The 26,090-nt window shown below is 68.3% G+C and carries 28 protein-coding genes; 26 read left to right on the top strand and 2 right to left on the bottom strand.

The genetic code is table 11. The annotated features are described in order from the left end of the window. Position 1 precedes the first annotated feature (1 nt). The 21 genes from ACFVIM_RS00515 to ACFVIM_RS00415 all read left to right on the top strand — a co-directional run bounded on the left by ACFVIM_RS00515 (position 2) and on the right by ACFVIM_RS00415 (position 19,043). On the top strand, positions 2–1,093 hold the full coding sequence (locus tag ACFVIM_RS00515; protein WP_384296922.1) for a hypothetical protein: 1,092 nt from the start codon (positions 2–4) through the stop codon (positions 1,091–1,093). 4 nt (positions 1,094–1,097) lie between these two features. Beyond that, positions 1,098–3,368, top strand: coding sequence for a hypothetical protein (locus ACFVIM_RS00510; RefSeq protein WP_384296920.1), 2,271 nt, complete (start codon positions 1,098–1,100; stop codon positions 3,366–3,368). 12 nt (positions 3,369–3,380) lie between these two features. Beyond that, positions 3,381–4,715 (top strand): glycoside hydrolase family 6 protein, encoded by a 1,335-nt coding sequence (locus ACFVIM_RS00505; RefSeq protein WP_384296918.1) that lies wholly within the window; start codon positions 3,381–3,383, stop codon positions 4,713–4,715. 54 nt (positions 4,716–4,769) lie between these two features. Then, a complete protein-coding gene (locus tag ACFVIM_RS00500) occupies positions 4,770–5,090 on the top strand; it encodes a hypothetical protein (protein WP_384296917.1) in 321 nt (106 codons plus the stop codon). 45 nt (positions 5,091–5,135) lie between these two features. Continuing rightward, on the top strand, positions 5,136–6,020 hold the full coding sequence (locus tag ACFVIM_RS00495) for a peptidoglycan-binding protein (protein WP_384296915.1): 885 nt from the start codon (positions 5,136–5,138) through the stop codon (positions 6,018–6,020). Between the two features lie 210 nt (positions 6,021–6,230). Continuing rightward, positions 6,231–6,818 (top strand): hypothetical protein, encoded by a 588-nt coding sequence (locus ACFVIM_RS00490; RefSeq protein ID WP_384296914.1) that lies wholly within the window; start codon positions 6,231–6,233, stop codon positions 6,816–6,818. Between the two features lie 254 nt (positions 6,819–7,072). Then, positions 7,073–7,420, top strand: coding sequence for a hypothetical protein (locus ACFVIM_RS00485; protein ID WP_384296912.1), 348 nt, complete (start codon positions 7,073–7,075; stop codon positions 7,418–7,420). 28 nt (positions 7,421–7,448) lie between these two features. After that, the gene (locus tag ACFVIM_RS00480; protein WP_384296911.1) at positions 7,449–8,534 is read left to right on the top strand and encodes an AAA family ATPase; all 1,086 of its coding nucleotides are present in this window, start codon (positions 7,449–7,451) and stop codon (positions 8,532–8,534) included. A gap of 29 nt (positions 8,535–8,563) precedes the next feature. After that, positions 8,564–9,685, top strand: a complete 1,122-nt coding sequence (locus ACFVIM_RS00475; RefSeq protein ID WP_384296910.1) for a PD-(D/E)XK nuclease family protein — start codon at positions 8,564–8,566, stop codon at positions 9,683–9,685. An 82-nt stretch (positions 9,686–9,767) separates the two neighbouring features. Continuing rightward, positions 9,768–10,739 (top strand): helix-turn-helix domain-containing protein, encoded by a 972-nt coding sequence (locus ACFVIM_RS00470; RefSeq protein ID WP_384296908.1) that lies wholly within the window; start codon positions 9,768–9,770, stop codon positions 10,737–10,739. A gap of 185 nt (positions 10,740–10,924) precedes the next feature. After that, positions 10,925–11,761 carry a hypothetical protein gene (locus ACFVIM_RS00465; protein ID WP_384296907.1) on the top strand — a complete coding sequence of 279 codons (837 nt, stop codon included), beginning with the start codon at positions 10,925–10,927 and terminating at the stop codon, positions 11,759–11,761. Between the two features lie 207 nt (positions 11,762–11,968). Continuing rightward, on the top strand, positions 11,969–12,454 hold the full coding sequence (locus tag ACFVIM_RS00460; RefSeq protein WP_384296905.1) for a hypothetical protein: 486 nt from the start codon (positions 11,969–11,971) through the stop codon (positions 12,452–12,454). A 63-nt stretch (positions 12,455–12,517) separates the two neighbouring features. Continuing rightward, positions 12,518–14,014: a DNA cytosine methyltransferase gene (locus ACFVIM_RS00455; protein ID WP_384296903.1), complete on the top strand. Its 1,497-nt coding sequence runs from the start codon at positions 12,518–12,520 to the stop codon at positions 14,012–14,014. Next, a complete protein-coding gene (locus ACFVIM_RS00450; RefSeq protein WP_384296902.1) occupies positions 14,011–14,460 on the top strand; it encodes a hypothetical protein in 450 nt (149 codons plus the stop codon). Before ACFVIM_RS00455 ends, ACFVIM_RS00450 begins: the two co-directional genes overlap by 4 nt. 22 nt (positions 14,461–14,482) lie before the next feature. After that, positions 14,483–14,836, top strand: coding sequence for a hypothetical protein (locus tag ACFVIM_RS00445; RefSeq protein WP_384296900.1), 354 nt, complete (start codon positions 14,483–14,485; stop codon positions 14,834–14,836). A gap of 182 nt (positions 14,837–15,018) precedes the next feature. Further along, positions 15,019–15,729 carry a hypothetical protein gene (locus ACFVIM_RS00440; RefSeq protein ID WP_384296899.1) on the top strand — a complete coding sequence of 237 codons (711 nt, stop codon included), beginning with the start codon at positions 15,019–15,021 and terminating at the stop codon, positions 15,727–15,729. A gap of 255 nt (positions 15,730–15,984) precedes the next feature. Beyond that, the gene (locus tag ACFVIM_RS00435; protein WP_384296897.1) at positions 15,985–16,332 is read left to right on the top strand and encodes a hypothetical protein; all 348 of its coding nucleotides are present in this window, start codon (positions 15,985–15,987) and stop codon (positions 16,330–16,332) included. Positions 16,333–16,370: 38 nt separating this feature from the next. Next, complete coding sequence (locus ACFVIM_RS00430) at positions 16,371–16,664, top strand: hypothetical protein (RefSeq protein ID WP_384296896.1); 294 nt, start codon at positions 16,371–16,373, stop codon at positions 16,662–16,664. A gap of 89 nt (positions 16,665–16,753) precedes the next feature. Further along, positions 16,754–17,797 (top strand): hypothetical protein, encoded by a 1,044-nt coding sequence (locus ACFVIM_RS00425; protein WP_384296894.1) that lies wholly within the window; start codon positions 16,754–16,756, stop codon positions 17,795–17,797. Positions 17,798–17,965: 168 nt separating this feature from the next. Next, on the top strand, positions 17,966–18,154 hold the full coding sequence (locus tag ACFVIM_RS00420; protein WP_384296893.1) for a DUF4314 domain-containing protein: 189 nt from the start codon (positions 17,966–17,968) through the stop codon (positions 18,152–18,154). A gap of 70 nt (positions 18,155–18,224) precedes the next feature. Next, positions 18,225–19,043, top strand: coding sequence for a hypothetical protein (locus ACFVIM_RS00415; protein WP_384296892.1), 819 nt, complete (start codon positions 18,225–18,227; stop codon positions 19,041–19,043). Positions 19,044–19,547: 504 nt separating this feature from the next. Here the strand turns inward: ACFVIM_RS00415 and ACFVIM_RS00410 are convergent. Beyond that, on the bottom strand, positions 19,548–19,841 hold the full coding sequence (locus ACFVIM_RS00410; RefSeq protein WP_384296890.1) for a hypothetical protein: 294 nt from the start codon (positions 19,839–19,841) through the stop codon (positions 19,548–19,550). 221 nt (positions 19,842–20,062) lie between these two features. On the opposite strand from ACFVIM_RS00410, the gene ACFVIM_RS00405 reads away from it, so the two are divergent. The 5 genes from ACFVIM_RS00405 to ACFVIM_RS00385 all read left to right on the top strand — a co-directional run bounded on the left by ACFVIM_RS00405 (position 20,063) and on the right by ACFVIM_RS00385 (position 25,117). Next, positions 20,063–20,224, top strand: coding sequence for a hypothetical protein (locus ACFVIM_RS00405; RefSeq protein ID WP_384296889.1), 162 nt, complete (start codon positions 20,063–20,065; stop codon positions 20,222–20,224). A gap of 35 nt (positions 20,225–20,259) precedes the next feature. Then, the gene (locus ACFVIM_RS00400; RefSeq protein ID WP_384296887.1) at positions 20,260–21,609 is read left to right on the top strand and encodes a glycosyltransferase; all 1,350 of its coding nucleotides are present in this window, start codon (positions 20,260–20,262) and stop codon (positions 21,607–21,609) included. Positions 21,610–21,809: 200 nt separating this feature from the next. Next, on the top strand, positions 21,810–22,205 hold the full coding sequence (locus ACFVIM_RS00395) for a molybdopterin-binding protein (RefSeq protein WP_384297021.1): 396 nt from the start codon (positions 21,810–21,812) through the stop codon (positions 22,203–22,205). A 136-nt stretch (positions 22,206–22,341) separates the two neighbouring features. After that, positions 22,342–23,121: a molybdate ABC transporter substrate-binding protein gene (gene modA, locus ACFVIM_RS00390; protein ID WP_384296886.1), complete on the top strand. Its 780-nt coding sequence runs from the start codon at positions 22,342–22,344 to the stop codon at positions 23,119–23,121. Between the two features lie 55 nt (positions 23,122–23,176). Beyond that, positions 23,177–25,117, top strand: coding sequence for an ABC transporter permease (locus tag ACFVIM_RS00385; protein WP_384296885.1), 1,941 nt, complete (start codon positions 23,177–23,179; stop codon positions 25,115–25,117). A gap of 128 nt (positions 25,118–25,245) precedes the next feature. Here ACFVIM_RS00385 and ACFVIM_RS00380 read toward each other — a convergent pair whose 3' ends face one another. Beyond that, positions 25,246–26,040: a VOC family protein gene (locus tag ACFVIM_RS00380; protein ID WP_384296883.1), complete on the bottom strand. Its 795-nt coding sequence runs from the start codon at positions 26,038–26,040 to the stop codon at positions 25,246–25,248. Between the last annotated feature and the right edge of the window lie 50 nt (positions 26,041–26,090).

Raw genomic sequence — 26,090 nt, 5'->3', positions numbered from 1 at the left:
GATGACGTCCTATCGCTATCTGGCTCAGAACGCCCTGACGCGCGCCCTGGTCGCGCCCGACATTCCGATGTCCCAGGTCGAGTTCGGGCCCGAACTGAACGGGGCTGGATCTCTCACCGCAGTCGTGGAGCCCCGCCTCGCTCACCTGGCCCGCCAGCAGCTCGACCCCGGCAACACCCTGCTCTTCGTGGAGCGCGACCGCTCCCTCCTCTGGGGCGGCATCGTCTGGCGGGCCGAACCGGAAGGACAGAGGCTTCGCGTCGAGGCAGCCGGATACGGCTCCTACCTCCACCGCCGCCACGACCTCCACGGGAACCTCGGAGGCCGAGGGCCCTACATCCACACGGATCCCTGCAAGATCATGCGAGACGCGTGGAACTACTGCCAGGAACAGCCGGACGGCGACCTCCACGTGGCCGTCGACTCCACGACCTCCAAGGCCACCGTCGGCACGCCAGCCGAACCGTATGCGATCGACTGGTGGGAAGCACCGACCCTCGGCGCCGTGATCGATGACATGACCGCGGTCGAGTCCGCACCGGAGTGGACCGAAACCGTCGCGTGGGGCAAGGACGGTCTCCCGGCCGCACGGATCCGCCTCGGCTGGCCACGCCTCGGCACCCGGCGGCATGACCTCTCTTTCACCAGCGGCGTCAACATCGCCACGTCCGTGCCGGTGCAGTACGACGCGGACGGCTTCGCCCAGGTCGTCATCGCTCTCGGCGCCGGTGAGGGTCGAGGCCGACGTCGAGCCACGGACGCGGTGAGGGATGGCCGGCTGCGACTGGAGCACGTCGTGGAGATCCCGTCAGAGAAGGGGAACGATCGGCTCGCCGCCCGCGCCCGGACCGAGAGGATCGCGCGCCAGGTCATGGGCGAGGTCTCGGAGATCGTCGTACGGGACCACCCGTCCGCCCGCATCGGCTCCTTCCAGGTCGGCGACGATGTCCGGCTGCGCCTGCATGACCAGTGGGTGGACTTCGATGGCTGGGCCCGGATCGTCGGCTGGCAGATCAAGCCACCAACCGGAGAACAGCAGGAGCACGTCCTCGTACAACTTCAGCGCGCCGACCGATTCACGTACGGAGGCTGACGCCATGGCGCACTCTCTCAGCCAGTTCGCCGCGCGACTAGCCCAGGTCGAGCGACGACTCGACCGTGCCTCCCGCACCGCGCAGCTTGCCTACAGTTCGATCGAGAACGGGGCGATCGAGGTGCATGATGACGCTGGCCAGCTCACCGGGATCATCGGCGTCCAGCCCGATGGGACCACGGGCGTGAACATCGTCAACGGTCCGCCGCCGCCGCGGCCGACGGCCCCGCTCGTCACATCGGTGCTCGGTGGCATCGGCGTCAGGTGGGACGGAACGTGGGCCGACGCGCTCGCGGCCCCGCTCGACATCGCCCGGGTTGAGATCCACACCGCGCCCACCTCCAGCTTCGTCCCCGGAAGGGGCACGCTGCGCACGACGATGGAATCCCCGCAGGGCGGGACGACGGTGATTTCCACGAGGGCCAGCACGCCCCTGTTCGTGCGCTTGGTAGCCCGTACCACCTCTGGGGCTGCCGGTGAGCCGTCGAACGTGGTCGGGCCGGTCGGGCCAGCTCTGGTAGCCGGGTCGGACCTGGCGGCGGCCAGCGTGACGACCGGGAAGCTGGCAGCGGGAGCGGTGGAGACCGCGCACATCTCTATCGGCGCGATCACTCCAGAGCAGCTCGCAGTGGGCCAGGGGACGAACCTGGTACCGGATCCCTCCTTCGAAGGCGCGGCCACGGCGAAGCGCATTGCCGCGGCCGGCGCACCGTGGTCCTTCGCACCCGGTGCCCGTACCGGGGTCGGCGTGCGTGCGGACTGCGACTCGGAGGTGCCCGCCTACCTCACTCTGCCCCTGGCCACCGTGCCGATGCTGCCTTCCGCGCAACTGTGGCTCGCCGTTGACATCCTTGTCTCCGCCGACCTCGCCGCTGCCGGAATCAAGATCCACGCCCGCTGGCAGGGCGTGGCTGACGAGGTCCTGGGCTACGGGGTAGTTGAGAGCACGGCACCGGTGGCTGGCAGGTGGCAGCGCATCACCGGCCAGGTCACAGCCCCGCAGGGTACGGTCCGAGCGGTGATCTGCCTGGAAGCGTCGGCCGCGACACGCGGCCAGGTCGTCTTCGACAACGCCGAAGCCGTACCGACCTTCGGCCGGGCCACTGGAGGCTCCCGCGCGGAAGTCGGACCTCAGGGCCTGCGGCTGTACGACGAGACGGGTGGCGAATCCGTCTCGCTGGTCACGGGAGCCCCCCAGTATCTGACGCTGCGCTCCCAAGGCGTCCCCGTGGCCACGATCGACACCGCCGGTCATGCCGCCTTCGGCGACGTGTCCGTTGCGGGAACGCTGTCCGTCGGTGGAGATCCGCTCACCGAACTCCTGGCGGACCACGCTCGTGGGCTGGTCGCGGTCCAGCACATCTCCAGCAGCAGGACTGCTGGCACCACTGAGATGGGCTTCGTAGAGCTGGCTTTCGAATGTGACCCCACTCGTATGTACCGGATCGGGCTCACCTGCCTGGCCAACCCCGACGTGACGGGAGGGGAGCTGCGGGTGAAGGTCCGGGACGGCGGCACGGCGTCCCCCACCATCAGCTCGCCCCAGTTGTACGAGCACAGACACTCGCTGGCTCTCTCTGGGTATCAAACCCTGCATATGGAGATGGTTCGGGCTGGGCGGGACATCGGGGCTGGTACGCGCAGGCTGCTGATCACGTTTTTGACGACGACGGGCACTGTGGACCTCTTCGGGCAGGCAAGTCGGCTCGGTACGTTCTACGTGGAGGACATCGGCCGTCAGCTCCCTCAGACGGGCGGCTACAACGACGGCGGCGGCACCACTGCGCCACCCAAGCGGACGTACACCAAGACCTACAGCGCGTCGTGGTCCGCCTCCTACGCCAAGCGGGCCGGGCACAATGCGTACTTCGGGCCCAAGGCGGTGCAGGGGTACGTCGATGCGACGAGCGGGATCCACGCGGCTCTGATCGGCTTCCCGGCTGCGCTCTCCACGGACCTGGCCGGAGCGGTGATCGAGCGGGCGGAGGTGTACCTCTACTTCGATCACTGGCACTCGGCGGGTGGGGGTAGAGCGGTCATCAAGGCCCACGCGCACGCCACTCGACCGGCGAGATTCACCGCCGACGCGGAAGCGATGATGATCACATGGGGGAGAAATGCGGGTAAATGGGTCGACGTGACCAAGGTTTTCGACAGTGTCCGCTGGCGCGGTATCGCGCTTGATCCAGATAGTGCTGACCGGGCCTTCTACGGGGTTGCGCGAGGCGTCGGAGAGACCTACAGCCCGAGGCTCCGCGTCACCTACGTCAAATAGGGAGAACCCAGAATGCCCAGCCTGTACGGCGATCTCGTCGCCAACGGCGACTTCACCAGCGGCCTCACCAACTGGTGGGCTGGCGACCCGGCAATGATCACCATCGACGCACCCGGCGCCGGAGTGGACGCCACAGCCTCCACCGACGCCGTCCAGCTTTGGGACGCCCCCTTCGGCCAAGACGGCGTCACCCTGCGCACAGGATGCTCTTACACTCTGTCCTTCACAGCCCGCGCCTCCCAGCCCGGTGCCGTCCTGCGCGCCAAGGTCGGTCTCGGGGCCGTCCCGTGGACAGTCGCGATCGAGCAGACCGTGTCTCTCCCCATGGTCGACACCCACTTCGTCCTGCCGTTTACGGCGGCGCTCGACACTGCGGCGGGACAGGTGGCGTTCCACATTGGGCAGGCCAGCCCGGTCACCGTGCACCTCACCGATGTGCGGCTCACCTGCTCCACAGTGCGGGAGGGCTTCTTCGTAGACCCGGCGTCCAATCCGGCGAAGTGGGTGGCGGACAACCCTGCTGATCCTCGCGCCCCTCAGATCGCTGGCGCTCTGGCCCGACGACCCATCGCTAAGTGGTTCGGGGACTGGACGGCCGATATCCAGTCAGCAGTGGACGCTCACGTGACGGGAGCAGCCGCAGTGGGGAAGCTCCCGATTCTCACGGTCTACAACATGGTCAACCGCGACCTCGGAGGCGAGTCTCGCGGCGGCGCCGCGACCCCGGCCCTGTACCGCACCTGGATCGAGTCGGTCGCGGCCGGGATCGGAGGACGACCGGCCCTCGTCATCGTCGAGCCCGACTCCCTCGCACAGATCGGACACCTGCCCATCCCAGAGGAGCGCACCGAGCGGTACGGCCTAGTCGCGTACGCCGCACAGACCCTGTCGGCGCTCCCCTTCACCCAGGTGTACCTCGACGGCGGCCACGCGACCTGGACCGACCCGGCAGAACAGGCAGCGCGTCTCAAGGCGGCCGGGGTCGAGGCGGCGCGGGGCTTCGCGGTGGGCGTCGCCAGTTTCCACGCGACGGATGTCTCCTGTCTCTACGGTCAGCAGGTTGCCGAAGCCCTTGCGGGCCAAGGCGTCCCTGGTGCGCGGTTCGTCGTCGACACCAGCCGAAACGGCAACGGGGGACTGGACCAGGACGGGGCGCAGGTCGACTACTGCAACCCGGCCGGACGACGGCTCGGACCGCCGTCCAGCATCGGCGTCGGCGGAGCCGAGTACCTGCTGTGGATCAAGGCCCCCGGGGACTCGGACGGGCAGTGCGGTGTCGCACCACCGGGCACTCCGGCTGGAACGTTCAGTCCGTATCTGGCGCAGCGTCTGATCGAGGGGTGGTGAAGGGAGGGGCCGTAGACTGAGGCACGCGGCGCGGGGCCGACTTCGAGGAGCACCGTGTCTCCCACCCAAGACCCCACCCCGTGGGAGCTGCTGCGGGCGATGCAGTCGCTTCGAGATGACCTTCGTGCGGACTTCGCCGCGTTCGCCGCCCGGCTGGCTGAGACGGTCACGAAGGAGTCGTACGCCGCCGATCGCCGCACTGACGAGGTCCGGCTCCGGGCTTTGGAGTCCAACCTCGCCGAGCTGCGGCAGGACCGTGAGAAGGAGCAAGCAGAGGCCCGGACCAACAGGAGGTTGGCCGTCTCCGCTTTCGTCGCCCCAACCCTCGTGGTATTGATCACCGCCGTGCTGCTTGCCGAGTTCGGCACCAAGTAGACCAAGCAGTACCCATCTGGCGCGGGGGAGAGCAGGAAGCGCACGATGGCAACACCACTCAGCGCAGATGTCGCGCTGCGGGCCTTCACTTCCGAGGGCTTGAACGTCCGGGAATCCCCGGGCTGGCGCACGCACAATCGGAACCACGTGGGGCCCTGGGGCCCCGCCCACGGGGTGATGATCCACCACACCGGCAGGTACTCGACCGAGGCAGGGATGGTTGGCCTCTGCTACAACGGCCGCTCCGACCTGCCCGGCCCGCTGTGCCACACCGTGATCGGAAAGACCGGCACAGCGCACATGGTGGGCTGGGGGCGCTGCAACCACGCTGGCCTCGGCGACGCGGCGGTCCTGGCCGCAGTGAAGGCGGAGCGGCCGGTACCTGCGGCCCAGAGGATCGATACCGATGGCAACCGCTACTTCTACGGCGTCGAGCTGATCAACCGGGGTGACGGCCGTGACCCCTGGCCAGCCGCCCAGCTCGACGCTGCGGTCCGATGGGCCGCAGCCCTGTGCAGGGCGCATGGATGGAGCGAACGGTCGATCATCGGCCATCTTGGATGGCAGCGCGGCAAAGTTGACCCCAAGGGTTTCAGCATGGCTGACTTCAGGGCCCGGGTCCACGCTCGCCTCGCCGACAGCAAGCCGGGCGGGACGAAGCCGCCGACCGCAGGGAAGCCGGTCCCTGCGCGGCCGTTGTTCCCAGGCAGGGGAGCCTTCGGGCCTGGGAAGGTCAACGACCACGTGCTCACGCTCGGGCGGCAGCTCGTGAAGCGCGGTTACGGTGATCACTACAAGGTGGGGCCATCCCCGACCTGGAGTGAGGCTGATCGTCGGAACGTAGAGGCGTTCCAGCGTGCTCAGGGCTGGACAGGGTCGGGCGCGGATGGCCTGCCGGGGCCGGATACCTGGCGGCGTCTTTTCGGTTGAAATCATGCCTATCGTTAACTCGGCCAGCCGCTGTCCGTAGTTCCCCTCGGAAGCCGAGCATGGAAGAAGGCCCCCGCCTTGGCGGGGGCCTTCGACCTCTTGGAAGTCCTCACTCTACCAAGCCTCAAGGGGCCGAGAACTTTGCACTGGCCACACCGCTCCGCTGGTTAGAATCTATAGGCATAGACTCTGTGAGTGGAAGGCGGCGGAGTGGAAGGCAATGAGACATCGGCGGTACGGAAGCCGTACCTGGTCGGTGGGGCGGAGTTTGCCGCGCTCTACGGTGTGAAGAGACTCCAGGTGAGTCAGTGGATCAGTCGCGACCAGACACTCAACTACCGGTACGCCAAGATCATCAGCGGCTCGCCCTACTGGCTGCTCCAGTTCGCCAAGGGGTTCGGCGAGACCACGCCTCGCCCGAAGCATGTGAACGAGGCCGAGCTTGAGCGGCTGATCAAGGAGCAGTCACCCGGGCGCTGGGTCGGGGAGGTCAGCCAGCTTCCGCCACTCGTCGGGCAGAGTGAGCTCGTGGCGCTGTTTCAGCTCCCATCGGCCGCTCTGTTGCGGAAGGCGATCAGCACAGGCCGCTTCCGCCAGCCCGACTACACCCTCTCCGGATCTCCTATCTGGCTTATGGAGCCGGTCGTCGAGGACGCGCCCGCCCTTCAGGCCGGAGCGCGCGAGGTCAAGTGGGAACTGGAGGAGGAGGCCCTGGCTGCGCTGCGGAACGGTACGTACGAAGGCCCTGGCTCGAAGATCATTCCGCGCGGTCCGGCTGCCCGTAAAGCCGCAGAGTAGGGCATATGGTCGGGTATTTTCTTGATCGTGACCTCGTATGCCTATAGAATGGGAGTGCATCTGAAGGGGTGCACTCTGAATGGGGGCATCGTGGGGCGAGTTGCGCTGGTTGGTGCGGGTTTACGTCAGCCGACTGGGCCGCGTTCGCGGGGCCCGCCCTTCGGGGCTCGCTGCTGCTCTTGATCGACGCGCTCTCATATCAAAAAATAGATACCAACACTCATTAGTGATGGTATTTTTCTGAGGGGGGAGTCTTGCTCGAGCACCAGCAGCCGCCGTTGTTCGGCACTGTCCAGCCCGTACGGCACCCAGCCGTCGTCGGCGACCTGACCATCCAGCAGAGGTTCGAGGCGTTCCATGCCCTCAACCCATGGGTGCTCAGGGCGCTGGCCCGGCTCACCGCCGACTGCGTGGAGCAGGGGTTCGCTCGCATTGGCATCGGGATGCTCTTCGAGGTTCTTCGCTACCGCTATGGGGCGGCTACCTCGGGTGACGAGTTTGCGCTGAACAACGACTACCGCTCCCGGTATGTCCGGCTCCTGCTGGACGAGCGCCCGGAGTGGGCCCCGTTCTTCGAGATCCGCGCCCTGCGTGCGGACTGACCACCTCACGACCTCTTGGAGACAGATCGTGAACGCCCCTGCGGGCGCAAAGCCGCCCGCCATCAAGCTCAAAACCCGAAAGCCCACCGGCATCGTGCCCTGGCCCCTGCTCCTCATCGAGGGCGAGGAAGGCGCCGGAAAGACCTACGCCGCAGCCGAGTTCTCGGCCAGTGACCGCATCGGTCAGATGTTCTGGATGGACCTCGACGAGGGAAGCGCCGACGAGTACGCGGCCATCGAGGGTGCGAACTACCTGATCATCGAACACGACGGAACCTACCGGGACATCCTCGAACAGGTCGAAGCCGTACACGCGGAGGCCCGACGGGCGGCAGCAGCCGGTGAACCCCCCGTCGTTCTGGCCATTGATTCCGGGTCCGCACTGTGGCGGATGCTCACCAACTGGACATACGAGCGGGGCCGAAGGACCACGAAGAACCGGGCGCTGCTCCAGGGTGACCCCGACGCCGCCTACGACATCGGCCGGAACCTCTGGAACGACGCTCTGGAGCGGTGGAACCGGATCATCTACCTGCTCCGCACGCTGCCCGGCATCGCCATCGTGCTGGCCCGCGGGAAGGAGGTGAGCGCGACCGACGACAACGGTCAGCCGATCCGGAACAAGAGCGAGTGGAAGGTCGCGGCCCAGAAGGACTTGGGCTTCGACTCGACCTGCTGGGTGCGGATGAAGCGCAACGCCAACCCTCAGATCATCAAGGTCCGCTCCCTGCGAATGCGTGTCGAGCAGCGCAGGCCGCTGACCCTGGACGACTTCAGCATCGAGGACTTGGTCTTCAACCGGCTCGGCTGTTCTGTCGAGTCACAGCCGCGCATCATGCCCGCCCTCGCCGGTGACCGTGTCCAGCCCTGGCTGAACCGCATCGCCAAGATGGAGGACAAGGGCAAGATCGCCGCGCTCTGGCGTTCCGTCCCCAGTCCGGAGAACCGCTTGGGACACGAGGAGATCCTGACCATCCGGGCCGCCGCCGAACGGCGGGCCGCCGAGCTGGAAAGCCCCCGCCAGGACATGGGAGATGGGCTCTCCAACGCCGACAAGCTCAGAGCCGCCGCCAAGCGGAAGGCCGCCGAGCAGGACGACGACGCCGAGCAATGACCCGTACGACCTCCTTGGAGCACACACCCATGTCCACAACCACACCGGCCGCGCCCTCGCTGTGGACGGCCGCCCACGATGTCGATGCTCGTCGGCCGCGCTCCCTCCAGACCCAGCTCGGAGCGTCCGACACCGTCTGCGGCAGACGTGCCGCGTACATCCTCCACAGGGTCGCGCCGAGCGACACCAGCGACAAGCGGGCCGCGATCCTCGGCACATACATCCACACCGGCCTCCTGGAGTCCGCCCGCACCGAGTACGGATGGCTCGTCGAGCGGAGCGTCCAGGACGACATGATCCGGGGGCACGTCGATGTCGTCCAGCTCGACGAAGCCACCTCCGCCCGGCTCCCAGCGCGGCACCGGCCTGCCGTTCCTGCCCCTGCCCTGACAGTGGAGGATGTGAAGACCAAGTCCACCTACCTCTGGGACCGGGTCCTTCGGTACGGAGCGACGGCGGGCGAACTGCGCCAGGTGCATCTCTACGCCGCGCTTCTCGCCGAGGCCGGGTTCGAGGATGTCCCCGGGCAGCGGTACCTCTCCCGTATTGGTCCGCTGCCGGTCGCGCGGATACGTTTCCGCTTCATCAACAGAGACAACGGCCAGGAACACGTTCAGGAGATCGAGTTTGACCCACAGCGGGCGGCCGAGGCCCGGTGGTGGGTTCAGAGGGTCAGTGAGACCGGGGCCCCTGAGGAGATGCCCCGGGACTTCGACGGCCCCGGTCTCGACCCGATCTGCGATTTCTGCCCCTTCCGGAGCCTGTGCTGGCCGGGCACCGAACCCGGGGCCCCCGTTCAGACGATGCTCATCCGCAACGACGCGGACCGCGAGCAGGCGCTCATCGACTACGTCCGGGGGCACGAGATCGTCAGCGAAGGGGACAAGATCAAGAAGATGGCGCGCGCGAAGCTCGACCGGTCCCCGGAAGGTATCTACGGCCCGAACCAGCTGGCCTGGAACGGTGGGAACGACGCCGAGGAGGACGACCTGGAGGCCATGGTCGACCTCCACGAGGTAGCCGGAATCCCGGTGCCGATGAAGCCGGACGGGAACCGCATGGTCCGCAACCTCAGTGATGCCGGACTGCCGATCCCGAGGCGCAAGAACGGCAAGAAGACAACGCGTTCGATCAGCGTCTCCCCGGCCTGATCGGCCCCGCGTTCACAGCCCCGCCCGGTCCGACCGGGCGGGGCACCCCGTCCTGCCCTCCTGTGCGCCCAGAAGGAACGTCGTGTCCATCCAGCTCATGATCGCTGCGGCCTACCTGCCGCCCGATGTGCTCAACCCCAGCCAGAAGCTGGCGCTGATGAAGCTCGCCGACAGTGCGGACGACGAGACGCGCTTGTCCCGGCCCGGACTCGTACGCCTCGCCGCGTGGGTCGGCGTCACCGACAAGCGCGCGATCACGCTCGTAACGGAGCTCATCGCCAAGGGACTCGTGGAGCGGGTGCAGACCGGCAAGGCCGGCCGGTCGGCGACCTACAAAGTTTTTCCGCTCGGTGTGCCGCCCACACCGACCACGCTGGAGCTTAAGGAGGCCGCAGAGGCACGTCGAAGCGGGCCCAAGAACCCTCGCAAGGCTCGCTCCGGTGTCGCGCGCGCGGCTCCCGCGCGGCCCGCGATGACCTACCGGGACGTCGAGGCACGCGTGGCGGAGCGGCAGCGCAGGGAGAGTGCGCAGGTAGATGCAGGGTTCCACGAAGAGAACCCAGAGGAGGCAGGGTTCCACGGGAGGAACCCGGAGGACGGAGGCAGGGTTCCACCGGTGGAACCCGATCGGTTTCATGGGGGGAACCCACTGGGTTCCAGTGGTGAAACCCCTTCCTTTCCTGGTTCTTCCTCTGCCCTTCCTTTCCCCCCTCCCCCCGCGGCTGACGCCGCAGGGGAGCATGCGTCCGCTCCAGACGAAGGGCCCTCACCGGAGGCTGCGGAGTCGATAGAGGGCTGCGCGAGGCACCGGGGGCGCCCTGCTGCCTCGTGCCGGGGTTGCGGTACCAATCCGCGCGCGGAGCGGAAGATTCAAGAGGACCGCGTAAAGGCCCAACAGCGCGCCGAGAACCGTCAGTTCTGGAAGGAGTGGCACGAAGGAACGGACGCTCGCGTACGACAAGCGGGCGCGAGAGCCGAGGCCACGGCGCAGGCGCGCAGGGAGGCGAGGGAGGCCGCGATGCGCGCGAAATGCCATGTAGAAAAAGGGAGTTAGCGCCAGAAAAAGGCGCCCGGAAATTTGGCCACCTCACCTAATGCATATAGAATAGAAGTATGAAGTCGGAGGGGGTCTCTCTCGTCGGGCGGGGGATCGAGCGGGCCGCGCGCCCGCCCAATGCCGCTTGAAGATAGATGCCAACTCTGTAATGTGTTGGAACACTCGACCTCTTGGAGAGACTCGTGAGCAGTCAGATCAGCCCGATGGCACCCATACCGGCACACGGCACCAACGATCCGTTGTGGCAGAAGAGGTGGCACAGCTACGAGCCCGTCATCACACCCCTGCGCTGCATCCCGCTCGTCACCAACGTGGAACCCTGCGGGGCGATCGTCGCGCAACTCGCCGACGGATCACACCTGTGGATCACCTCCGACGGAGACCTGCCCGTCGACCTGAGGCAAGCAAAGGGCTTCCGCGTCACCCGGTCACACGACGACAACCCGACCGTCGATGAGGTGGTCTACGACTCCACCCCTGACGGAGAGCAGCGCGAGCACGGCTCCACCATCGTCCCGCTCATCCAGGCCATCACCGCGTTCATCACTGAGCGCCACTTTGTAGACGCTCCCGCCGAACTGTTCACGGTGAAGGTCGTCGGAGCCAATGCTGGCCACAAGGCACGCTCCCGATCTCGCGGCAGGGTGACCGAGGACCGGTCTGATGCTGTCGCGACGTATGGCCGCGCTGTCGGCGAGCTGGAGGAGAGCGGGTTCCGACGCGTCCACGAGCGGGTGAGCGCAGAATGGCCCCTTGCAGTCCTGGCGCGAGGGCACGAGGTCTTCACGGTGTTTGTCGCGCACGTCTGCCCGACTCCGCCTCCCTCCCTCCAGCGCGACAGTCCCGCTGACCGGTGCAACCACGTCATCGCCCACCCGCAGAACGCTGCCGAAAAGGTCAGAGTCTCTGCCGCTCTGGACAACGCCCTGACGACCGGTGACGCACACGGGGTGCTGGTCGCCGCCATGCAACTGATGCAGCCCTGCACGGCGCGCGACCAGCCCCGCTCTGCCTGGTGACCGCCCTTCACGTTGTCCTCGGCCTCGGCCTCGTCTACGCCTTAGCCCTCGTGGCGCTCGCCATCAGCGAACTGCGCTGGGAAGCCCGCACCAGGCCGCGACGCGCCACACGCAGTCGGCAGCAACACCCTCGTCCACCCCACCACTGAAGTGGATGCCCAGCCCACACCTGGGCCGGGCATCCGTGGAGCCTCTTGGAGCATCCCCATGGGATACGACATCTTCATTCAAACCACCGACGGTCGCAGGGCCACCGAAGAGTGCGTGAACTACTTCCACGTCCCCTACTTCGACATGCCGCGTCACCTCGACGCCATGAACAACTTCGGGATGCTTGTGGACCTGGCCTTCCCGACCCCGCCTGGACCGTCCGCCTACGGTCTCAGCCCTGAGCACTTCCAGCCCGGCTACCGAGCCGACCTGGCCGTAGCGAGCCGAGTCGCCGAGTTCCGGTCGGCCTATCAGTCATTCCTCGACGCGGCAGAGCCGCAGCCCACCGGTATTCCGCGCTACAAGCTGACCCACCACGAGGGCTTCCTCACGACCGCGGCGGAGATCACCGCCGCCCTCACCGCCTACGAGGCTCACCCGCACGCAGCCGTAGCCGAGATACCCATCGGCGATCAGACCTGGCCGCGATGGATCGCGTTCCTGCGCCGCGCAAAGGAGCACGGCGGTCTCCGCACCCACTGATCCGTCACCTGCCCGGCCCCGCAGAGCGGGGCCGGACAGCCACAGAGCCTCTTGGAGAACACCATGGGCAACAAAGTCATCGACCTGCTGTGCGGCGCCGGCGGTATGACCACCGGCCTCGTCGAGTCCGGATACGACGTAGTCCTCGGCATCAATCACTGGAAACTGGCGATCGAGACGCACGCCGCCAACCACCCCGAGTGCGAGCACGCCTGCATCGACATCAGCGGCTTCCCCATGCGCTCCCTCCCCAACGCCGACGTGCTGTCGGCCTCGGTCATCTGCACCGAGATCAGTCCCGCAGGGGGGCGACGACGCGAGACCAACCAACTGGATCTCAGCGGCCTCCTGGAGGAAGGGGAGGGATGGGAGAGCCTGACGAAGGACGCCTTCGAGCGGACCCGGGTCACGGGCTGGTGCGTCGTACGGGCGGCGGAGGCCAAGAAGTTCAAAGCGATCATCGTCGAGAACGTCGTCGAGTTCGGCCTCGACTGGAGGCTCTTCCCAGTCTGGCTGGACGCCTTCACCCAGCTCGGATACCGCCACCAGATCGTGTGCGTCAGCAGCGCCCATGTCGGCGACGACGCCAACCTCCGCGCCCCTCAGTGGCGCGATCGGCTGTACATCGTTCTCACCGTCAAGGCCATGCGTAAACCGGATCTGGAGCTGCGCCCTCTCGCGCCGTGCGTTGAGTGCGGTGAGGACGTACGCGCCGTGCAGTCCTGGCATGTCGAAGGCATGCGCATCGGTAAGTACCGTCGCGACTACATCTACCGCTGCCCGCATACCCGGTGCCGACATGCCATGGTCGAGCCGTATGTCCGCCCTGCCAGCGACATCATCAACTGGAACGACCTCGGTACGAGGATCGGAGACCGCAAGAAGCCGCTGGCGGCCACGACCATGGAACGCATCCGTACCGGCCTGCGGAAGTTCCCCCATCGCCCCAGTTCCATCACCCTCACGCATGGCAAGGGCGGCAGCGACCGGGCCTTCGCTGTCGAGGATCGCCCGCTGCCCACTCGCACCGTCAAACAGGGCGACGCGCTCCTCGTGCCCACGGGAGGCTCATGGAACACCGACACTGCGTCGGTCGACGTTCCCCTGCGGACCCGGTTGACCCGTGAGAGCGAAGCCCTCGTCACCGTTGACCCGCACATCATCGAGTTCCGGAACAACGCGGCTACCAGCCCGGTGAAGGAACGGCTCGACGCCGTCCGCGACGAGGGCGGCCACCAGGGTCTCCCCACGCACAGCCTCGTGCCCGCCACCGCACGGAACACCCTCGTCGTGCCCTACCGCAAGGCGGCAGTCCAGACGGCGGCGGCGCCGGTCCACACCCTGTCCACCCGCGACTCCGCCGCGCTCGTACGAAGCGCCCCCAGCATTGACGACTGCTACTTCCGGATGCTCAAGCCCAGAGAGCAACTGGCGGGGCAGCGGTTCCCCGCCAAGTACGTCGTCTACGGCACCCAGGCCGAACAGACGATGCAAGCCGGTAACGCGGTCAGCGTCAACGTCGCGGCCTGGCTGGGCCAGCGCCTCCTGGAGGTCCTGTGACCGGCATGAGAACCCTGCACTCCGCCAATGAGTTCGAGGGGCACGCACCATGCTTCGGCGATCTCGACTTCGCCGTCGCCGACGACCGCTGGAAGACGGTCGAGGACCTGCTCAAGATCTGCGAACCCGTGCTCTATGTGTGTGGCGGCTGCCCCCACCGGGCCGCCTGCATCAGGCAGGTCGTACCGACCAAGAGCGCGTTCGCCGGAATCTGCGGTGGACGGATCTGGCTCAACGGTGTGATCGTCCGCGCGCTACCGACCGCTGACCCGACGGAACTCCCACCTCCCGTCATCCGCAAGGCATGCGGTTCCTCGGAGGGATCACGCGCCCACCGACGGGCCTCGGAGCAGCAGTGTCCCAACTGCGCCCCCTTTCGCAACCCCGTACCCCGACCGGTGACCGAGGAAGAGGCAGAGCAGTTCCTCCTCCTCGATTCCATCTGACCTCGAAGGAGAAGACACCCACATGACTGGCCACCGCACCGTGCGCGACCTCCTGAACCCCGTCGCCGCCGTCGCGCTCATCGCTCAGACTCATCCCGACCTGCCAGCGCCCGTGATCGAGGTCGCGCCCATCATCCGGGACAGGAAGGACCTCGGCACCGGAATACGCCTGCAGATGCACTGGCCCGAAGACGGGATCTACGAGCGATGGGCGAACCTGGTCGGCAGCGACGACCCCGACTCCCACACCAGCCGCCTGAGAACCGGAGCGGGCAACGTGGTCCGCCGCACTTTCGGCACCTACGGGTGCGTCCCCATCGAGGTCATCGCCTACCTTCCCGACATCCCCGCCGCGACCGCGGCCACCGTGAGCTGACCGCCCTCCCCGAGCCGGGGACCATCTCCGCCACGAGCGAGTGGTCCCCGGCGCACGCTCGCGCCGAAGCCCAGCGCGAACGGACCACCCACCACGTCGCTTTGGAGCACACCCATGACGTCATCAGTCACCGGAAGCCTCGTGACTGAGGCAGTACGCAAGGCCACCCCGGGCGGCATCCTGTGAGCACCCGGCCCCCCGGCCCACGCGGTCAGGCATCGGCCGAGCCGCACATCCAACCGGGCAAGGTCTTCGTGGCCTGTAATCCTCGGGACAACATCCGCATCAGGGTCGAGTCGTACAAGAGCGGGGACGCGCGTGCGCTGGTCGTTGACGCCGGCACCGGGGCCAGGCCGCGCTTTATCCTCGTGTCGAGCCTCTATCAGTCGCCGACCACTGGTACTGGAGACCGGCGTAGGAGCGGATACGCTCCCGCTGATTCGACGCTCGTCGCCCGCTATGCCGAGAAATCGGTCCAAGAGGAACCGGACTGGTTTGAGGGGGCGCCGGGTCGTCGCTTCAGGGTGGCTCTTCCGCCCCGGCTGACGCTGCTGAGCGCCAATCAGCGACCACACCACTTCCGCCGCGCCGAGATCACCAAGGTCCTGCGGAGGGCTGCCTGGGCAGCCTCCGCTGACGTCCCGCGACTGGAACGGGCTCACATCATCGGCGTACTGCATCCCGCCGACCGCCAGCGGAGAGATCCAGCCAACTGGTACCCAAGCTTCAAGGCGCTCTTGGACGGGCTCGTCGACCGGGGCGTTCTCGACGACGACGACCACACGCGCGTCGTCGGCCCGGACATGCGGATCGGGCACGTGGTCAAAGGTGCGCGACTTGTCCTGCATATACGCGAACTGGCGCTACCGCGAGCTTCCGGCCTGCGATGTTAGGTCACCTACTGCGAAAAAACGATCGCCGGAAATCTTGAACCCTCCATAAATGCATATAGAATAGAACTATCGGGGGGTGCTCACCTCCTGGAGGGCCCGACCCCGTGGGGTCGGGTCGCTCCGGCAGTCGGCAAGGCGCTCGCGCCGAACCTGGGGCCGCCCCTCGATTCCACCTGACAGAGCGGGAGCTCTTACCTTGATTGCACATAGAAAAGAAGCGTCGAGGTGAGGGTGACCACTCAGAACGGAGACACCGTGCCCAAAGACAACTCACCACTCGTCATCACCCCGCCCGAGCACCACCTCGCAGCCATGGCGCTGATCATCATCACCCGCGCCCCTGGCAACGACGCCCTCGAAGCCGCGCTCCGGCTCGCCGAGCACGCCGCCATCGCCTCCTGGGCGCTGCGCCCCCACGACCTCGCGAGCCTCACGGTCGAGCAGTACCAGCAGCTCCTCGACCACACCGCCGCCCCCTGCGTCCTCGACTTCGCTCTGTACCTCGGGGGTGACAGAAGGCGAATCCGCAACCTCATGGACTTCATCGCCGAGCTCATCGCCGAGCTCATCGCCCACTACCCGCCGCCGCCCCGCCTCGGCTGAGCCCTCAGCTCAGGCGCAACACCACAACGGAGATCCGTGTGAACGAGCAAGACCAAAAGCCCTGGTGGGTCGTCTACCAGGAAGCTCTGACCGAGATGAGGGTCGCCTCCATCGAGCCCGCTCCCGCTGATCAGGCGTCTCTCGACCGGCGCCACGCCGAAATCGCGGCAGAGCACCTCTCTGTAATCCTCATCCCGGACGCACCCAACGAGGACATCGCGTACTACCTGGCCGCACGATGCTGGGCAGAGGCCTTCCTCTCTGATCCAGAGCGCGTCGCTGCCGCCCATGCCCACCTCGCCGCCAACCGGACGCGCAGCCAGCGTTCTTGATGGCCACCCCTCGGCTCTGTGCCGACCCGCAGGCTTGCGGATCGGCACAGAGCCGAGCACAGGCCCAGTGTCTAAGGAGAGCACCTGGCATGGCTCAACTCGACCTGTTCGCAGACGCCGATACCCCTGATGAGCCCCCCGCTCCGCCACGTGAGCTCCCCGCTCACCTTCCCCCGGCGCCAGCACCCGTCACAATCACTGCGCAACCTCGCCGCAGGCTCTCTGCCGTCGAAACCGAACTCCGCAGCTACTTCCCTGCCCAAATCGGCCGACCCGGCGCCGTCGCCTTCGACATCGCCGAAGCCGTCAGCTCCGCATGGCACCAGGCTCATGGCGGAAGCGCCATCGAGGTCCCCCTGGGTGTCGTCGCCACGCTCGCTCTCTGGCCCCTCAGAGGGCCTGACGCCCCCCTTGCCGCCAGCTGGTGGCTCAGCCTCAACGATGACCAGCTCCTCGTAGCGTTCCGTGAATGCTGGGCCCGGTGGTGGATCATGCGCCCGGACCTCATCGACCGTGCCACCCCACTTCACAAGTGGATCGACGAAGAGACCCTCGACACCAGGCGCGTCAAAGCCGTGCGAGCCGTCGTCGGAGCCGCACTCACCAGAGGGCTACTCCACCTGACCAGCAGCGAGGACGCGTACTTCCGCTCCACGGCGGACGTGATGGGCTCGCTGCTCGCGGTGATGCGCTCTCCCGGAAGGGCCGCCGCCCTCGCGGAGGTTCACACGCCGCCCGACCTCGCCGAGATGATGGCCGTCATGCTGCTCGCCGATATGCAGCTCGAACCTGGTATGAGGTTCGATGAGCCCACTGGGGGGACCGGCGCCATGTATCGTGCCCTCGCACAAGCGATGCGCGACCGCGCATGCAACCCACACGACTTCGGGTGGGCCCTGACAGACATTGACCCCCTCGCGGCGGCAGGGGCCGCCGTCAACGCGATCGTGTGGGACCTCGGCCCGCACGTGCTGATCGCCTGCGCCGACACCCTCCAGGACGCCAACCCCTACGCGAAGGCGGCTCAGGATGCGCGAGAGTCCATCGAGCGACGTGATCGGCTCCACTCGCAGGCTGCCTTCCTCGCAGCCATCAAGCAGACCGAGGCCCTGATAAGGAGAATAGCGGCCTGACCTGCTCAAATAGGAGAAATTCTACCCAAAATATCTTGACCACAGATCGAATGCATATAGAATGGAACTAGGTGGAGGGGGGTGGGTACCCGCGACCCACCGCCGAGGGCGCCTGCTCGCAAGGCGCCCACCGCTTCCTCCCGGGACCGCGACGCAACTGGAGACCTCATGACCTACAAGAAGGGCGACCGCATCGTTCTCGTCCACACCACCGACCAGTACACCGACCTCACCCCCGGAACCAAGGGCACGGTCAAGAGATACAACCCCGCCATATCCCAGCTCTCCGTGGAATGGGACGACGGCTCCACTCTCTCCATGCTGCTCGACGAAGGCGACGAGGTGCACCCCGTGTAAGCCAACTGCGGTCCCGCTCCGAAAGCGGCGGGACCGCAGTTTCATCAACTGACCTCTTGGAGAAACGCGCATGCTTATTACAGACACGGCAGTCCAGGAGACGGCGATCACCGTCGCCCAGAATCTTGGGGGAGGCTGGGTCATCGACTCGGTGCTGCCCACTGATGGCGTAGCCCGCCTCAACCACCCCGACGGGCGAGCCATCAGCTTCCGATCCATCTTCGGCGGAACCAGCGTCCAACTGTGGATCACCGGAACCGCACCTACTCTGCCAGGCAACGCCACCGCCGCTGATAGGGCCGCCTATGAAGCGTGCAAAAGTATGTTCCTCCCCGAAGGGCGCCGATACAACAAAGCGACAACCCTCATCACCGAAGAAGACGAAAATCCCGACGCCATCATCCTGCGCACTCTCCGCGAGCACCTCCTCCCCGCTTTCCTGTGCAAGCCTCACTACGTGGGCCACCGCCCGTGGGTCGAAGCCTTCGGCGAGGCGCTCGACGCGCTGAACGACGAGTCGGTGAACGTCACTCCAGGCACGTCCTTGCGCGCCTGTGGCCCCGAAGCCCACCTCCGCCCTCACGGCGATGACGCTGAACCGGAGAACGGCAATGAGCCCGAGGAGCAGCCCGAGCCGGAGCTCGAAGCCGATCCGTCGACCAGGCGAGAAGCTGGGACGGGTAACTCCACGGATGAGGGCACCCCGGAAAGTCCCGCCCCTGTGGATGAACCCGCCTCGGAAGTAGTCGGCCGGGAAGTCGACGTTGCGTCTGAATCGGCTCAGGAACCCACCGCAGAAGAAGGTGACGAACCTCCCGCCACGGTCATGAGCGGCCGACCTCGCAAGCGCACCACCAAACGCCACCCTAAGGTCAGCGCCACCGGATAGGCTGAGCAGTGGCGTTTGGCCTATGGAAAAGGCCACTGAGGCTCTGCCCCGGATTCAGGGGCAGAGCCTCTGCGCGTTGGAAGGGGAATCCGCTGGTGCAGAGTTCGAATCGGCTCGCTGAGCTGGCGCGGATGGGGCTGTAACCGGAGAATCGCGGGTCATGCGGGACGCGGTCGGGACGCGGTCGGGACGCAAGGACATGAACAGGTCGGCAAAGGCGACGGGGCGCCGACATGGGGCACCCCTTCTGGCCTGCTAAAACGCCCCGGACGAGCATTGATCGACAAGGGCCGCCAAGATCCTCAAAGGACTCATAATCCGTCGGCCGTGGGTTCGAGTCCCACCCGCCCCACCAGGCAGAACGTGTCACAGAACCGTTCCTACCTGGGGAAACGCGGATGCGGGGGGTGACACGCCGAGGCGGCGCCCCCCGCTCATCCGGTCAGATCAAGAGCCGGGTGACGGGCCGGGCACACGGGGCCGGACCACGGTGCGGCGGGAGCCTCAAACACCCTTCCACCACTTGGCGGAAGAATGACGATGTGATCTGTCCGACATGGACGTCAGGTCCGTCGGCGGAGGTCGGCCGTTGTCGTCGGCAAGCCCGGAGCGGGCGATCGTGAAGCGGGTGAGCGAGACGTCCGCTCGTCGCTCCTCCGCGTACCGGTCGTCGACGTTCTCGGGCCGGACCAGCGCCAGGCCGTTCGCGGCGCGGTGATCGCGTATCCACTCCACTCCACTCCACTTCACGGCCGCGTTCGCGGTGGCGTCCCGCCCATGGTGGGCGAGGGTGATCACGCCGGGGAGATCGGCGTCAGGCTGAGGCGGCCAAGGGGGTGTCCCCGGCGGGCGACCCGGATCAGCGCGGGGCCGGGGCCGGAGCGCCGGGGCCTTGGGCGTGCCCGTTCGCGGCCACCGCTGACACGACACGTTCCATGAATCACGCCGCTATTTATCAGCTTTTGGTACTTTTCGGCCGATCTGTTGTGGATGCGGGCGGAGAGCGGAGCAGTGGGTGCATGTATGACCACCATCTGGCCAAGACGGGCGCGCTGACCGTGGCGATCGGCGGTGCGGCGATCTCCGGCTGGCAGATTCTGCTGGTCGTCGCCCTCCCGGTCCTGCTGGGGGCCCTGCTGGTGCGCGTCGGCTTCCGGCGCCGTCGAAGCCCCGCTGAATGAGCGGGTCCGAGAACGCGAGGCCACACTCCGGCACGTTGGCGCCGCCGGTGTCCCGGCATATCCCGCGCTCGGCCCTGGCGGGCCTGGCGGCGGTGCCCGTCCTCGGCTTCACCGTGTGGGCGTGCCTGCACCTGTACGCGGTCCTCGTCCCGGTCGCGGGCAACGGCGGCGGACTGGCCGTGGTGTTCGCCGTCTCCTTCCTCCTGCTGTGGTGGGTGCCGCTGTCCTGGTGGGAGCGTCCCGCCCGCACGACACCCGAACAGGATGCCCGGCTCGACCAGCTCACGGTGGTGGTCCAGGTCCCCGTCTACAACGAGGACCCGGCCGCCCTGCGGGCCTGTCTGGCGTCCGTGCTCGACCAGAGCCGACGTCCGCAGCGCGTCCGCGTCCTGGACGACGGCTCGGCGGACCCGCTGGAGGCCGTCCGCGACGACTTTCTCACCCGGGCGCGAGCCGCGGCTGTCGACGCCCGCTGGCGGCGCACCGCCAACCAGGGCAAGCGCCATGCCCAGATGACCTCGCTCACCGGCGACGATTCGGATGTCGTGGTGACGCTGGACAGCGACAGCATCCTGGACCGCCATGCGCTGCGGGAGGGCCTGAAGCCCTTCGCCGACCCGCGCACCACCTCTGTCGCCGGGCTCGTCGCGGTCCTCAACACCCGTCGCAACTGGCTCACCCGGCTCACCACCATGCTCTACATCCCCTTCACCCGGGGATTTCGCTCCGCCCAGTCCGTACTGGGCCGCGTGATGATCAACTCCGGCACGCTCGCCCTCTACCGCGGCGATGTCCTGCGGCGCTACCGGCACGCCTACGCGCACGAGACGTTCCGGGGCCGGCCGATGCAGATGAACGACGACTCCCTGATGACGCTCTACGGCCTGCTCCACGGCCGCACCGTCCACCAGCCCACCTGTGTCGCGTACACCTTGGTTCCCGACACCCTCGGCCAGTACGGACGCCAGCAGATGCGCTGGATGCGCGGCACCTTCATCCGCACCTTCTGGTGGTTCCGCTACGCCCGTAGCGTCTTCTCGCCCGTCTTCTGGATCCCGCTGATCGAGCTGATCCAACTCGCACTGGCCGTCTGCGCTCCGGTGCTCCTGCTCGCCGACCCGCGCGTACGCGACGCCGCGGGCTCGCTCCTGCTGTCCACCGTCCTCGTCGGCCTCGGCATCAACTGGCTCACCTCCCTGCGCTATCTCGCGCTGCGCCGCTCGGACGAGAGCCTGGGCTATCAGCTGGCCCTGGTCCTGTGCACACCGCTGGCCGGAATCTGGCGCACCCTCGTCGTACGCCCCATGCATCTGTTCGCCCTGGCGACGTTCTGGCGCATCGACTCCTGGGGCACCCGCGCGCGAGGCGTGGAAGTCGCGCTCTGACGTCGTTGACGGAGGTCACGGTGGACTGCCCCTCGCCGGTGTGTTCCCTGGCCACGGCGGTGGCGAAGTCGCCGGGTGCGGCGACCGGGTTCTCCGGCGTGGTGTGAGTCCTCCCGACACCCGGACATCGCTCGCATCTGCGAGGTTTATGAGCGAAAGCACCTTGTAGATACCATGTTCAGGTGCCTAGGGTGGCGCATATGCAGTCGTACACCATTGGTCAGGCCGCGCGTCTGCTCGGCGTCAGTCCCGATACCGCGCGCCGCTGGGCGGACGCGGGGCGGGTGGCGACCCATCGGGACGAGGGCGGGCGCAGACTCGTCGACGGCCGGGACCTCGCCGCCTTCGCGGTGGAGGTGGCGCAGGGGGTGGCTGAGGAGGACGAGGGCGCGCGGACGTCCGTGCGCAACGCGTTCCCCGGGATCGTCACCGCCGTGAAGCTCGGCGATGTCGCCGCGCAGGTCGAGATCCAGGCGGGGCCGCACCGGCTGGTCTCCCTGCTGACCCGGGAGGCGGTCGAGGAGCTCGGGATCGAGGTCGGGATGCGGGCCACGGCCCGGGTGAAGGCGACCAACGTCCATATCGACCCCTCGTGAGCGGTCCCCCGGCGACCCCGTCGGTGTCCGCTCCGGCGCCGTCCCCGCTGTCGGTGCCGCCGGGCCCGCCGTCCGCCGGTCCCGTACCCCTCGAACTCCTGGAACTCCTGGAACTCCTAGAAGGGCAGCGTTCTCGATGAGAGCCGTCTCCGTCCGCCGTGCCGTCGTCGCCGTACTCGCCGCCGGGCTGCTCGTACCGCTCACGGCCTGTGGGGGTGAGGAGAAGAAGGACGACGCGAAGAAGAAGGGCGGGGCGAAGCTGACCGTGCTCGCCGCCGCGTCGCTCACCAACGTCTTCGAGACCGCCGGTGCCGCCTATGAGAAGGCGCGCCCCGGGACCACCCTCACCTTCTCCTTCGCCGGGTCACAGGAACTGGCCGCGCAGGTACGGCAGGGCGCGCCCGCCGATGTGCTGGTGACCGCCGACACCACCACCATGGACGGACTGCGGGCCGAGACCGCCGCCGCCACGGTGATCGCGAAGAACCGGCTGGTCATCGCCGTTCCGGAGGGCAATCCGAAGAAGGTCGACGTGCTCGCCGACCTCGCCGACCCGAAGCTGAAGGTGGTCCTCGCCGCGCCCGAGGTGCCCGTGGGCCGCTACAGCGCCAAGGTCCTGGGAGCGCAGAAGCTCACCGTGAAGCCGGTCTCCCAGGAGCCCAACGTCCGGGCCGTGCTCAGCAAGGTGGAGCTGGGCGAGGCCGACGCGGGGATCGTCTACCGGACCGACGCCGCCACCGCCGAGGACGCCGTCGACGCCGTGGCCATCCCCGACGCGCAGAACGCCGTCGCCCAGTACCCGGCGGCCGCGCTGAAGGGCTCCGAGCACGCCGAGCAGGCGAAGGACTTCGTGGCGTGGCTCTCCGGGCCCCAGGCGCGCGGGATCCTTGAGGCCGCGGGCTTCCAGCGCCCGTGAGCGGCGAACCGCCCAGGCCGGGGCCTCGTACGGCGCGGCGCCGCGCCGGGGGCGGATGGCCGCGGCCGTGAAGCAGTCCCGCCCCCCGCTCACGCTCGCCCTCCCCGCGCTGCTCGCCGTCGTCTTCCTCGCGCTGCCGCTGGCGGGGATCCTCGTCCGCACCCCCTGGGGCGAACTCGGATCCCATCTGGGCACCCCCCGGGTGACCGAGGCGCTGCGGCTCTCGCTCACCGTCTCCTTCTCGGCGCTCGGGCTGTCGCTGCTGCTCGGGGTGCCGCTGGCCTGGGTGCTGGCGCGGGTGCCGTTCCCCGGCAAGGCGGTGGTGCGCTGTCTGGTGCTGCTGCCGATGGTGCTGCCGCCGACCGTCGGCGGAGTGGCGCTGCTGCTCGGCTTCGGACGGCGCGGGCTGCTCGGGCCCTGGCTGGAGGAGACCTTCGGCCTCACCCTGCCCTTCCACACGGCGGGCGCGGTGGTCGCGGCGACGTTCGTCGCCATGCCGTTCCTCGTCCTCAGCCTGGAGGGCGCGCTGCGCGGGCTGCGCCCCGGGTACGAGGAGACCGCGGCCTCCCTCGGCGCCTCACCGGTCCGGGTCTTCGCCACCGTCACCCTGCCGATGGTCGCCCCCGGTCTCCTCGCGGGCGCGGCGCTGACCTGGGCGCGGGCGCTCGGTGAGTTCGGCGCCACCATCACCTTCGCCGGGAACCTGCCCGGCGCCACCCAGACCCTGCCGCTCCAGGTCTATCTGCTGCTCCAGAGCGACCCGGAGGCCGCCACCTCCGTCTCGCTGCTCCTCCTCGCCGTCGCCATGGCGGTCCTGGTGGCGCTGCGGGGCCGGTGGACCGGTGGCGGTGCCACCGCCGATACGGGTACGGGTACGGGTCCTGGGAACGCGTCCGCCCCCGACGAGGGCGGCGACGCGACGGCCGCCCCCCTCCCCACCGGGACCTCGGCCCTCCACGCCCGGGTCACCGGCTACACCCGGCTCACCCTCGACGCCGAGCCCGGCACCACCATCGCCGTCGTCGGGCCCAACGGCGCCGGGAAGACCACCCTGCTCCGCGCGCTCCTCGGGCTCACCCCCCGCGCCCGTGCCGAACTCCGGCTGGGGGAGCACGGCGAGGACGAGGTGACCGGGCTGCCACCGCACCGGCGCCAGGTGGCCTGGGTGCCCCAGGACGGTGCCCTGTTCCCGGGGATGAGCGCGCTCGCCAACACCGCCTACGGGCTCCGCGCGCGCGGCGTCCCGCGCGCCCGGGCCCGTCAGGAGGCCCAGCTCTGGCTGGACCGGCTCGGGGTGGGGGCGCTCGCCCACCGGCGCCCGTCCGGGCTCTCCGGCGGGCAGGCCCAGCGGGTCGCCCTGGCGCGGGCGCTGGCCACCCGGCCCCGGCTGCTGCTGCTGGACGAGCCGCTCGCCGCGCTCGACCAGACCACCCGGGCGCGGGTGCGGCACACCCTGCGGACCCATCTGGACGGCTTCGGCGGGGTCTGTCTGATCGTCACCCACGACCCGGTGGAGGCGGTCTCCCTCGCGGACCGGGTACTGGTCCTGGAGGACGGGCGGCCCGTGCAGGACGCGCCGCCCGCCGAGGTCACCCGGCATCCCCGGTCCCCCTGGGTGGCCCGGATGCTGGGCCACAACGCCTGGTCCGGCACGACCAGCGGGGACGGTCTCATCCGGGACGGGGGAGGGGCGGTCACCGCCGCCGAGCCGCTCCCCGAGGGCGCGCCGGGGCTCGCGGTGATCCCGCCGGAGGCGGTCTCCGTCCACCGGCAGCGGCCAGACGGCAGCCCCCGTAACAACTGGCCGGGCCGGGTACGGGAGATCACCGCGAGCGGCGGACGGCTCCGGGTCCTGGTGGTGCTCCAGGACCCGGCCGACGGCGCCGAGCTGGTCGCCGAGATCACCCCGGGCGCCGCCGCCGAGCTGGGGCTGGGGGAGGGCTCGCGGGTGTGGGTGAGCGTGAAGGCGACGGAGGTGCGGGTGGTGGAGGTGTGAGGTGGGGGCCCGTATGCCGCACCGGCCGCGTACGCCTCACCGGGCTCGCGACGGTCTTGTGCGCCTCACCAGCCTCGTACGCCTCTCCGCGCCGCCCGTACGCCTCATGAGGTCCGTACGCCGTTCGCTCACGCCGTTACGAACGGCGGGACCTCGCCCACCCGGGTCTCCGGGTCGATCACGGTGAAGACGGCCCCCTGCTGGTCCGAGACCGTCGCGAACCTCCCGAACGGGCTGTCCATCGGCCCGTACAGCAGCCGTCCGCCGAGGCCGTCGACCGTCGTCAGCGCCGCGTCGACGTTCCCCACCGCGAAGTGGACGTTGAGATACGGGGGCACATCGGGCGGGAAGTCGGACCCCATCGCCATCCGGCCGAGCACCGGGTCGCCCCCGACGTCCCAGAGCCGGAAGTCCACCTCCTCCTGGTCCAGCCGCCGCACGCCGAACGGGAACACCGCCGGGAAGAAGGCGTCCGCCTTCGCCACCTCCCGGGTGCACAGATCCGCCCAGGCGTAGGAGCCGGGGCGGCCCGTCACCCCGAAGCCCTCATGGGTGCCGGGCTGCCAGGCGCTGAAGTGGACGCCGCTGGGGTCGCGGGCGACGACCATCGTGCCGAAGTCGGCGACCCGCATGGGGTCCACGAGCACCTCGCCGCCGTGTTCCCGGATCCTCGCGGCGGTCGCCGCCGCGTCGGGCGTGGCGAGATAGAGGTTCCAGGCGGGCGGGGTGTCCGAGCCCTCCTGCCGGGGCGAGAGGGCGGCGACGGCCCGGTCACCGACGTACGCCTGGGTGTACTGGCCGAACTCCGCCGCCGCCTCGCCGAAGGTCCAGCCGAACAGCTCCCCGTAGAACCGCTTCGCGGCCTCGAAATCGGGGAACATCGCGTCCGCCCAGCAGGGTGTGCCTTCCGGTGCTGTGGGCATGGGGAACCGCCTCCCGGGGACGACTGGCCGTGCGCCCGTCCCTCCCACGC

The organism is Streptomyces sp. NPDC057638 (genome assembly GCF_042800315.1).
In the GTDB taxonomy this organism is placed as follows: domain Bacteria; phylum Actinomycetota; class Actinomycetes; order Streptomycetales; family Streptomycetaceae; genus Streptomyces.
This window is presented reverse-complemented; position numbering and strand designations above follow the sequence as displayed.

Excerpts from the sequence above, each read along its gene's own strand:
- ACFVIM_RS00515 (WP_384296922.1), top strand. The coding sequence starts at position 2 with ATGACGTCCTATCGCTATCTGGCTCAGAACGCCCTGACGCGCGCCCTG.
- ACFVIM_RS00510 (WP_384296920.1), top strand. The coding sequence starts at position 1,098 with ATGGCGCACTCTCTCAGCCAGTTCGCCGCGCGACTAGCCCAGGTCGAG.
- ACFVIM_RS00505 (WP_384296918.1), top strand. The coding sequence starts at position 3,381 with ATGCCCAGCCTGTACGGCGATCTCGTCGCCAACGGCGACTTCACCAGC.
- ACFVIM_RS00495 (WP_384296915.1), top strand. The coding sequence starts at position 5,136 with ATGGCAACACCACTCAGCGCAGATGTCGCGCTGCGGGCCTTCACTTCC.
- ACFVIM_RS00475 (WP_384296910.1), top strand. The coding sequence starts at position 8,564 with ATGTCCACAACCACACCGGCCGCGCCCTCGCTGTGGACGGCCGCCCAC.
- ACFVIM_RS00460 (WP_384296905.1), top strand. The coding sequence starts at position 11,969 with ATGGGATACGACATCTTCATTCAAACCACCGACGGTCGCAGGGCCACC.
- ACFVIM_RS00455 (WP_384296903.1), top strand. The coding sequence starts at position 12,518 with ATGGGCAACAAAGTCATCGACCTGCTGTGCGGCGCCGGCGGTATGACC.
- ACFVIM_RS00445 (WP_384296900.1), top strand. The coding sequence starts at position 14,483 with ATGACTGGCCACCGCACCGTGCGCGACCTCCTGAACCCCGTCGCCGCC.
- ACFVIM_RS00425 (WP_384296894.1), top strand. The coding sequence starts at position 16,754 with ATGGCTCAACTCGACCTGTTCGCAGACGCCGATACCCCTGATGAGCCC.
- ACFVIM_RS00420 (WP_384296893.1), top strand. The coding sequence starts at position 17,966 with ATGACCTACAAGAAGGGCGACCGCATCGTTCTCGTCCACACCACCGAC.
- ACFVIM_RS00415 (WP_384296892.1), top strand. The coding sequence starts at position 18,225 with ATGCTTATTACAGACACGGCAGTCCAGGAGACGGCGATCACCGTCGCC.
- ACFVIM_RS00405 (WP_384296889.1), top strand. The coding sequence starts at position 20,063 with ATGTATGACCACCATCTGGCCAAGACGGGCGCGCTGACCGTGGCGATC.
- ACFVIM_RS00395 (WP_384297021.1), top strand. The coding sequence starts at position 21,810 with ATGCAGTCGTACACCATTGGTCAGGCCGCGCGTCTGCTCGGCGTCAGT.
- modA (WP_384296886.1), top strand. The coding sequence starts at position 22,342 with ATGAGAGCCGTCTCCGTCCGCCGTGCCGTCGTCGCCGTACTCGCCGCC.
- ACFVIM_RS00385 (WP_384296885.1), top strand. The coding sequence starts at position 23,177 with ATGGCCGCGGCCGTGAAGCAGTCCCGCCCCCCGCTCACGCTCGCCCTC.
- ACFVIM_RS00380 (WP_384296883.1), bottom strand. The coding sequence starts at position 26,040 with ATGCCCACAGCACCGGAAGGCACACCCTGCTGGGCGGACGCGATGTTC.